5 protein-coding genes are annotated in these 5,365 nt (G+C 61.6%); 2 read left to right on the top strand and 3 right to left on the bottom strand.

All coding sequences use genetic code 11. From position 1 onward, the window contains the following. Positions 1 to 108: 108 nt before the first annotated feature. On the bottom strand, positions 109 to 1,749 hold the full coding sequence (locus tag PG883_RS22500; protein ID WP_103261370.1) for a peptide ABC transporter substrate-binding protein: 1,641 nt from the start codon (positions 1,747 to 1,749) through the stop codon (positions 109 to 111). A gap of 289 nt (positions 1,750 to 2,038) precedes the next feature. On the opposite strand from PG883_RS22500, the gene PG883_RS22495 reads away from it, so the two are divergent. Beyond that, positions 2,039 to 2,941, top strand: coding sequence for a DMT family transporter (locus PG883_RS22495; RefSeq protein ID WP_069785266.1), 903 nt, complete (start codon positions 2,039 to 2,041; stop codon positions 2,939 to 2,941). 101 nt (positions 2,942 to 3,042) lie between these two features. On the opposite strand, the gene rsuA is transcribed toward PG883_RS22495, so the two are convergent. Next, positions 3,043 to 3,735, bottom strand: a complete 693-nt coding sequence (gene rsuA, locus PG883_RS22490; RefSeq protein WP_043153817.1) for a 16S rRNA pseudouridine(516) synthase RsuA — start codon at positions 3,733 to 3,735, stop codon at positions 3,043 to 3,045. 172 nt (positions 3,736 to 3,907) lie between these two features. Between rsuA and PG883_RS22485 the strand changes: the two genes are divergently transcribed. Then, the gene (locus PG883_RS22485) at positions 3,908 to 5,098 is read left to right on the top strand and encodes an HD-GYP domain-containing protein (protein WP_069785267.1); all 1,191 of its coding nucleotides are present in this window, start codon (positions 3,908 to 3,910) and stop codon (positions 5,096 to 5,098) included. Here the strand turns inward: PG883_RS22485 and PG883_RS22480 are convergent. Further along, positions 5,095 to 5,247 carry a hypothetical protein gene (locus PG883_RS22480; RefSeq protein WP_082189310.1) on the bottom strand — a complete coding sequence of 51 codons (153 nt, stop codon included), beginning with the start codon at positions 5,245 to 5,247 and terminating at the stop codon, positions 5,095 to 5,097. The two genes, PG883_RS22485 and PG883_RS22480, sit on opposite strands and share 4 nt — an antisense overlap. Positions 5,248 to 5,365: the final 118 nt, after the last annotated feature.

The following is a 5,365-nucleotide window of genomic DNA, read 5'->3' as shown; positions in this document are numbered from 1 at the left end:
CGGCGGAGCACCGTTGGAGGTGATCAAGCAATACATTCAAAACCAGCGGGGCTGACGCCCCGGCGAAATTCCCCTCCCACCTACGTCGGAGGGAGTCCCCTTTCGCATTTATGATGGCTGGCTGAAATAGAGATCCTTGGTGGCGATGGCGCCCTTGAGGTTGCGGCTCGGCAAGCCGCGCAGTGCCGGGTCCACCAGTCTCATCTGGTTGTAGTGATAGACGGGGATGACGGGCACCTCCTCCATCAGCAGTTGCTCGGCCTGATGATAGATCCCGGACCGAACGTTGGCATCCAGGGTCTCGGCGGCCTGCTGCAGCAGACCATCGAAGACGGGGTTGCAGTAGCCGCTCTCGTTCTGGGGATCCTGGCAGCGGAAACTGCCAAGCATGGACGACGGCTCGACATAATCACCAAACAAAAATGAACGAGCCAGCATGAAATCACCACTGTTCTTGGCCACCTGATAAGCATTCCACTCCATGTTGTTGAGGGAGACTTCTACCCCCAGCGGTTTCCACATGGCCGCCACCGCCAGAGCCAGCTTCTTGTGGTTCTCCGACGTGTTGTAGGTCAGTGTCAACCTGAGGGGATGGGCGCTGTTGTAGCCTGCCTGGGCCAACAGCGCGGCTGCGCGGGCCAACCGAGTTGACTGGTCTTCCCGGGAGAGGGGGGTATCCAGTTCGTCATAACCTGGCATGGCGGGCAGCAATGACCAGGCAGGACGTTCTCCCTGGCCGCTCACCTTCTCGGTCAGCAAGTAGCGATCAATGGCCATGGAGAGCGCTTGGCGCACCCGCACATCCTGCAATTCAGGGAGATTGAGATTGAAGGTATAAAGATAGGTGCCAAGCAGCGGCAAACCCCAGATCCGCTCCGGTGCCTCCTGCATGGTCTTCTGGTAGTACTCCAGCGCCACCTTGTTGGTGAGCTGGATTTCCCCCGCTTCGTAACGCAGCCGCTCCCCATGCTGGGAAGCGAGCGGCAGGTAGGTCACCCGCTGGATCCGGGTATGGGCGTCATCCCAGTACTGGGGGTTGCGCTCGGCTTCGATGCGCTCGTTCACCACCCAGCTCGCCAGCTTGTAAGGGCCATTGCTCACCATCTTGCCTGGCTGGGTCCACTGCTTGCCAAACTGGGTGATGACCCGTTCGTTGACCGGCACGAAGGGACGCTGGCTGACCAGTTGCAGGAAATAGGGAACGGGACGCTCCAGGGTCACTTTCAGGATCTGGTCGCTTTCTGCCTCCACCCCCAGGGCATCGAGATCGAGCGCACCGGCATAAATGGACTGAGCATTGTTGATGCCGGTCGCCAGCAACAGGCCAGCGGAGGGGGAAGCCTGCGCCGGATTCAGCAGCCGCCGCCAGGCGTAGACGAAATCCCGGGCTGTGAGGGGCTCGCCGTTGGACCATTTGAGCTGGGGACGCAGAAAGAAACGCCACACCAGTCCATCCTCGCTGGTCTCCCAGCGCTGGGCCTGGGCTGGCACTATCATGCCCTGTCCATCCTCGCTCACCAGCCCCTCGAACAGGTCCACCAGCACCACCTCCCCTGGGAAGCCGGAGCGGATCAGGGCCGGATCGAGGGACTCGGGTTCGGCGCCATTGCCTTTGACCAGGGTTTGTCTATCTGAAATGTAAGTCTGCTCAACCACGCTACTAGCCAGTGACGGCGGCACCGCCATCAACCCAAGCAGTAAGGGAGATAGCCAGCGACGGGCTGGCCTGACGGCGAAACGGTAAAACATACATTAACCTCGTTCAATTCTTTTGACTGCAATAGGGAGAAGGCCGGCGGTGCGCCTGGAAACGAATGCATGATGCCGCGCTTGTTATCCCCGAAGACGGCCCGTATTGTATCGGGCCTGCCCGATAGAGGGAGTCTTCCGGGCTATTTTTTTCATGGTTTTATGACGACATAGCGGCCACGGGTGCGTGCGACAGCAAGAAGGCACGCTCCCCTGCCCCGTAAGCAATCGGCCCGGGGTGATATGTCGCCTGTAGGTCCGGTTGTCGTCTACCGTTTCAGGGGTCTTTATGGGTTACGAATGGTTGGCGCTGGCTGCCGCCAGTTTATGGGCGATCGCCGCCCTCATCTCCGTCAAACCGGCTCGCCATCTGGGGGCCTTTGCCTACAGCCGCTGGCGGATGTTCCTGGTCAGCCTGATGCTGGCCAGCGCAAGTCTGGTGACGGGAGGCTGGCAGACCCTCACCGAGAGCGCCCTTCCCCTGCTGGCCCTCTCCGGCCTCATCGGCATCTTCGTCGGCGACACCGCCCTCTTTGCCTGCATGAACCGGCTCGGCCCCAGGCGCAGCGGTCTGCTCTTCTCCTGCCACGCCCTCTTCTCCGCCCTGCTTGGGCTCTGGCTCTTTGGCGAGCGGCTCGATGGTTGGCGCCTGCCAGGCGCCTTGCTGGTCCTGGCCGGGGTCATGCTCGCCATCCTGTTTGGTCGTCGTGGCGACAACCCGCAGAACGAATGGGAGCAGGTGCGCGGCCGCCTCGTGGTCGGCATAGCCCTTGGCCTCACCGCAGCCCTGTGCCAGAGCCTCGGAGCCATCATCGCCAAGCCGGTGATGATGAGCGGCACCGTGGACGCGGTGAGCGCTTCCGGCGTGCGCATGGGCAGCGCCCTCTTGGCACACTGCGTCTTGCGGGCACTGCGCCTGCCGCTCGCCATGCCGCACAACCCCATCAACCGGCAGGTGCTCGGCATGATAGGCATCAACGGATTTCTGGCGATGACGCTGGGAATGACCCTGATCCTGGTGGCCCTGCGTCAGGGAGATGTGGGCATGGTGGCCATCTTGTCTTCCACCACACCGGTCATTCTGCTGCCCTTGCTGTGGTGGCACTCGGGGATGCGTCCCTCGCTCCCCGCCTGGGCCGGAGCCCTGCTGGCCACCCTGGGCACGGCCCTGGTGCTGGGAATGGGGAACTGAGCCCCGTCTCTCCTGCAAGAAGGAAGGACCAACACGCCCATCGGCGGCTCTGAGCCGCCGATGCTCCCCCGCGCCGGACAGGGAGAGAGGCGATCGCGCCCCTAGAACAGAGCCACTTCCTCTTCGGTCAGCTCCCGGTATTCCCCCGGTGCCAGCTCATCGTCCAGAGCCAGATCGCCGATGCGTTCCCGATGCAGCCCGACCACCTTGTTGCCGATGGCGGCGAACATCCGCTTCACCTGGTGATACTTGCCCTCGTGGATGGTCAGGCGAGCTTCCCGATCGTCCAGGATTTCCAGCTCCGCAGGGCGGGTCTTGTCGTTCTCGTTGCGCAGGTAGATACCGTCGGCAAAGAGCGAGATGGCCTCTTCACTCACGGGATCAGCCAGCCAGACGTGGTAGGTCTTCGCACACTCGTGCCGGGGCGACGTGATGCGATGGGACCACTGGCCGTCATCGGTGATAAGCACCAGCCCGGTGGTATCGAGATCGAGGCGCCCCACCACGTGCAGTTTACCCATGGCCGGCTCGTCGAGCAGGTGGAACACGGTGGCGTGATCCGGGTCCTCGTTGGAGCAGACATATCCTTCCGGCTTGTGCAGCATGAAGTAGCGATTCTGCAGGTTCAGGGTCAAGGTGACACCGTCAAACTCGATCTGGTGTTGCTCATTGATGTGAAAGGCGGGCTGCTTGACCAGCACGCCGTCTACCAGCACTTCCCCCTGACGGATCAGCTTGCCCGCCTGGGAACGGGTCAAATCGGAGCAATCGCAAAGAAATTTGTCGAGCCGCATGCAAAAACCTCGGAATCCATCATGATTGGGGGCGACATTATATCGGTCAGACCCGACAACACCAGTACTAAGCGACAGGGACTCAAGATGGCGCCTGACGCCATGATGTGCCAGTGATAGACTGCCGTCAGCAGACCGACATCACACATAGTAATAAGCCCAGGATGTACCCATGAAGCCGACGAAGTCTCACCCCGTCATCCCCGTCAGCCAGTTGAAACCTGGCATGTATGTCATTGCCATTGCCAACCAGACTGGCGCCATGGAGATTGCCCAGACGGGCATGGTGACCAACCCTCAACAGGTGGAGGCGCTGATCCGGCGCGGCGTGCTGACGGTGCGGGTGGATCTTGCCCGCAGCAAGCTGCCGGGAGGGGGCACGGCAAGCCCGGCGGATGTGGTGACAAACGGGGCGGGCTCCTCTCGTCAGATCGGCAGTGGTGAAGGGCGCGAGCTCAAGATCCGTCGGCTCTATCAGGAAGCGCGCGAACTCCAGGGCAAGTTCATTCGCCATCTCAAGGCCGGAGAGCCCATAGACATCACGCCCCTTGCCGCCGTGGCCGAAGAGATGGTCGATACCATGTTCACCCACGGCGATGCCATGCTCTGTCTGGCGCGGATCCGTGCCAAGGATGCCTACCTGATGGAGCACTCCATGAATGTCGCCATCCTCCTGGCGCACTTCGGCCGCTACCTGGGGCTGGATCGCAGCGTGCTCAAGGAGCTGACCCTGGGTGGCCTGCTCCACGACGTAGGCAAGATCATGACCCCGGACGAGGTGCTCAACAAACCGGGCAAGCTCACCGATGAGGAGCTGGAGGTGATGCGCGAGCACGTGGTCCACAGCCACGACATCCTGGCCGCCACCGCCGGCATCACCCCCATCATGCTGGAGGTGGCCGCCAACCATCACGAGCGGATCGATGGCACCGGCTACCCGCGGCGCCTCAAGGGGGATCAGCTCTCCCTCTACACCCGCATGAGCGGCATCGTCGATGTCTACGATGCGGTGACGGCAGACAGGGTATACAAACAGGGCATGCAGCCAACCCAGGCGTTTCGCATTCTGCTCAAGGGGGTTGATCTGCATTTTGATGCCGACCTGGTAACCAGGTTCATCAAGTGCATGGGGGTCTATCCGGTGGGTACCCTGGTGCTGCTCTCCAACCAGCGCCTGGCCATCGTGATGCAGCGCAACGAACAGCAACCGCTCAAGCCCGTGGTCAAGGTGATCTATCACGCAGGCCATCGCCATTATCTCGAGGTGCAGTGGCTGGATCTCGCCAAAAACGGGGTTCAGGAGACCATAGAGAGCACGGTGGACCCCAAGGAGTTTGGCATCAACCTGGCCAACTTCGTCTAACCTGTCCGGCTTGTTGGCTGCTGCTCGCGGCAATGGCGAATCAGGAACTCCTCATCCAGCGGGGAGAGATCGAAGCGCAGGCAGGCCTCTTCGATGGCCCGGATGTCGTGTTGATGGTGTTCGCTGAGCCAGCGCACCGCGCGGCGCAAGTCTTCACCTTGACATCCTCCCCCACCTTAGCGCTTCGCGTCACAGGAGGGGGATTCCCATTACTGGGTGATAGCTGCTCGCGCAGTACCGGGTTCCTGCTTCATCGGGCGGCCTGAT

The organism is Aeromonas sp. QDB25 (genome assembly GCF_027707725.1).
GTDB lineage: Bacteria > Pseudomonadota > Gammaproteobacteria > Enterobacterales > Aeromonadaceae > Aeromonas > Aeromonas caviae.
Note: the sequence above shows the minus strand (reverse complement) of the source record. Positions and strands in the feature narration are given on the sequence as shown.